Origin of the sequence: Lactobacillus sp. UMNPBX6, assembly GCF_002553975.1 — a bacterium.
Taxonomy (GTDB): Bacteria; Bacillota; Bacilli; order Lactobacillales; family Lactobacillaceae; genus Lactobacillus; species Lactobacillus gallinarum.
In genome coordinates, this window is the sequence record NZ_PCZD01000097.1 from 1 (window position 1) to 3,032 (window position 3,032).

General features: G+C 32.0%; 4 protein-coding genes. All 4 read left to right on the forward strand.

Features of this window, described 5'->3' with window-relative positions:
- Positions 1-129 precede the first annotated feature (129 nt).
- The gene (locus CP357_RS09715; RefSeq protein ID WP_098037200.1) at positions 130-771 is read left to right on the forward strand and encodes a hypothetical protein; all 642 of its coding nucleotides are present in this window, start codon (positions 130-132) and stop codon (positions 769-771) included.
- Between the two features lie 9 nt (positions 772-780).
- Entirely contained in the window at positions 781-1,059 is a 279-nt protein-coding gene (locus CP357_RS09720; protein WP_098037201.1) for a hypothetical protein, read from the forward strand.
- Positions 1,060-1,189: 130 nt separating this feature from the next.
- Entirely contained in the window at positions 1,190-1,552 is a 363-nt protein-coding gene (locus tag CP357_RS09725) for a hypothetical protein (protein ID WP_098037202.1), read from the forward strand.
- A 155-nt stretch (positions 1,553-1,707) separates the two neighbouring features.
- A complete protein-coding gene (locus CP357_RS09730; protein ID WP_087176734.1) occupies positions 1,708-2,211 on the forward strand; it encodes a hypothetical protein in 504 nt (167 codons plus the stop codon).
- Positions 2,212-3,032 lie beyond the last annotated feature (821 nt).

The following is a 3,032-nucleotide window of genomic DNA, read 5'->3' on the forward strand; positions in this document are numbered from 1 at the left end:
GTTCAAACCAATCATACGAGAAAGGAACTCCTTTTTCTAATGTTTAAAGAAATAAATTTAAGGAATCATTCATCCTTACACAAACTATTTTACAGTCTCTAGTATTTAAAGCACATTGAAAGGAAAATAATGTTGGTAAAAAAGCATAATCATGGAATTGCCTTTTTTCATGCAAAACAAATAAATAGCTTAACCGATCTACAAAATTGGAATAAAAGTAGTTTTGCAACGCGTAAATCATATGAAATTAAAAATTACGGTCGCTTAAATAAACCCCATGAAGAGATGATGTATTTTTGTAATACTTCTAGGCAAACTTTAGAAGAGATAGGTTACGATTATAAAACTCCCGTAGTTGTTTCTGCTTACAAAGCTAAAAGATATTTTTCTTGTGTAGATATTGCTATGTCTAGTAAAGAGGATGATAATACCAAACTATCTTTGTCTAAGTTAAGAAATGCATTTTCACAACAAGAAACTCCAGAATTAAATAAATTCACAACTGATATGCGTGAGGAGTTTTATACTGTTCCAATTGATGAAGCACAAGGATGGATTTATCCAACAGTTGGCAAACAATCGAAAGATAAGTTTAATTTGGCAATGTATCCTGGTGTTGCAAAACGTTTATTAGAGTTTCAAGGAGCAATTGTTATATCTAAGGCTAATCCCAGTGGAATGAAAGAGATCGAGTTTTGTTTTGATCAGGATTATCGATTGGATTATATTAAAGGTTATCCTGAATTACAGAAGATTTTTAACTTAGGCTAGGGATTTGTGATGAAGAATAAAGAAATGCTGTTGCAGTTGTTAAGTAAGATTGAAAGTAACTTAGCTAAATTGGCTGATGAAAACGGAGTTTTCGGTGTAGCTTATATTAAATTGCATAAATTTGAGTTTGACAAGGTAGACTCCTATCAATCTGTGAAAGATATATTGGCAGATCGTTATAAGTATTTGGTCGATCAAGAGAGTAAGGGAAAGTTAACGCTAAACGAGCGTGTGTTGCTGAACAATATTGATCGACTTGATGATTTGATGGTTGAAGGCAAGATGTAGGAAGAAGGGCTGTGGCCCTTTTTTTGTTGGTTTTGTTTATAATATTTATTGATGAAGCGTTTTAAAGCTTACTATTAGTTTAATTAAAACATGCGGTACTAATAAATAATTATGGATGGAGTTTTGTATTATGAAACCTAATCAAGATATTCGAGAATTGATAAAGAAAAGCCCTTTTAAGAGTTATGAAGTAGCTAAAGCTCTGGGGTATAGTAGCGGAAGTGCTTTAAGTACAAAGTTACAAACTGAACTTTCAGATGATGAACGTCAGTATTTTATTCAAAAAATAAGATCGATGTCGGATGATGATTTAAATGATGATTGGCGGATAAGACGTTACATTAATCAAGAAGTTAAGATAGAGCCAACATACATTAGTGAAATTTTACGAAAAATAAATCAACTTAGAGCTGATGTAGATACAGCTAGTACTAAGGAAGATTTTGTTAGGATTTCTAAATTAGCTGAGCAAATTAGTAGGGAAATTAAATAATATTAATAATATTAATAATATTGTAAACAATGTGATATAATAGCTTTGTAGCGTAACAATATGCTATGTGCTTATACTAACTTTTTAAGGAAATACGATGTTCATTAGCATAAGTGCTGTTGTATGTTGAACTATAAAGTAATAAGGAGGATTAAATGTCAGTATTTGGTGATGGAATAAGTGCTCTTGAACTTCTTGGCAAAACTGTTAAAGAAATTAATTTAGCTTTTGGGTTTAAAGTTGAACAAACAGATGATGAAAGTAGCGATAATGATGGAAATGCTCAATCAACTGAAGATACTGGAGTAAATGCTCACTTAGCTATAATTAATTTAGATGAAGAAGTAGCTCCGCTTGTTATTGGCGTAAGAAATATAGAGTTATCCATACCTACTGGTAAAGCAGGAACGGATTGGGACGGTATTGATGAAAGATCTGTTACTGAGAAAAACTGTTGGTTAAGGATCCCAAGCTACTTAAAAGAAAAAAATAAAGCCGAAATTGAATTTAAAATCCTAAACTCTGGAGAAAAAGATACGTGGATGTCTTTTTATAATTTGAAGACAAGAAGAACCATAAAAGTCTTTTTTGAAAATACAGAGAATGGTTGGAAATATAAGGTTGGGAGATTTAATCTTTTTAAAGAAGCAAAAAATTAATTATCTTATTTTTTGTTACGGGGATAGCAGAAAAGGTAAGTTAAAATGAACAAACAGAATTAAGCAGTCAATAAAAGACTGTTTGATTCTGTATTTTTGTTTTTCCAAGTGAATTCTGGTTGTAAGCGTCATAGAATTGGGTATCTGCTTTAGCTTTGCTTTTTTAGGTATTCTAATCTTATCAAGTTAAGAATATGCTTGAAAAAGAACAGTCCATTGTAGTATTCACTCACCCCCCAACAAGATCGAAAAAGATACTATTCGCCACGCAATAATTTGTTGCCTAGTTTAAAGAAGAATGATTTAGAACTGAATTTCTATAGTAGCCTAGAGCCTAAGATCATGAATAAACTCAGTGATTTGAGTCAAGTTTATATTGTTTGTAGTAAGACCGATCTATGTGAAGTCATTGATGGGGTTAGCAACTTTAGTCAAAGAACAGTTTGACCTTGAAGTGGGAAAGCATTTCTCTTTTGCGGCGAAAGCAAGGACCGTTTCAAAGCTCTTTATTGGTGGCTCACTTTACACTTTAGCGCATTAGTGATGCAGGATAACGTAGTACTGCTCTATAAAAGATTTAAAAATTGCAAAATGAAGGTCACGCTTCATCTTCTGAACAGGCTAATTGGTTAATAAAAGGTCTCTCAATTAGTCCAAAAATAAAGAACATAAAACCGCATGGATTCCACTAACGCTTGACACCGTGCGTTTTTTTGATGCTTACGAGTAAAAAAGACAAAGGTGTAAGTATTTTATCAAAAAATAAGAAACTGTCAAATCTTTTGTGTAAATAGATCTTTCTCGTAAATTGATTTTTTAAT

Excerpts from the sequence above, each read along its gene's own strand:
- CP357_RS09715 (WP_098037200.1), top strand. The coding sequence starts at position 130 with ATGTTGGTAAAAAAGCATAATCATGGAATTGCCTTTTTTCATGCAAAA.
- CP357_RS09720 (WP_098037201.1), top strand. The coding sequence starts at position 781 with ATGAAGAATAAAGAAATGCTGTTGCAGTTGTTAAGTAAGATTGAAAGT.
- CP357_RS09725 (WP_098037202.1), top strand. The coding sequence starts at position 1,190 with ATGAAACCTAATCAAGATATTCGAGAATTGATAAAGAAAAGCCCTTTT.
- CP357_RS09730 (WP_087176734.1), top strand. The coding sequence starts at position 1,708 with ATGTCAGTATTTGGTGATGGAATAAGTGCTCTTGAACTTCTTGGCAAA.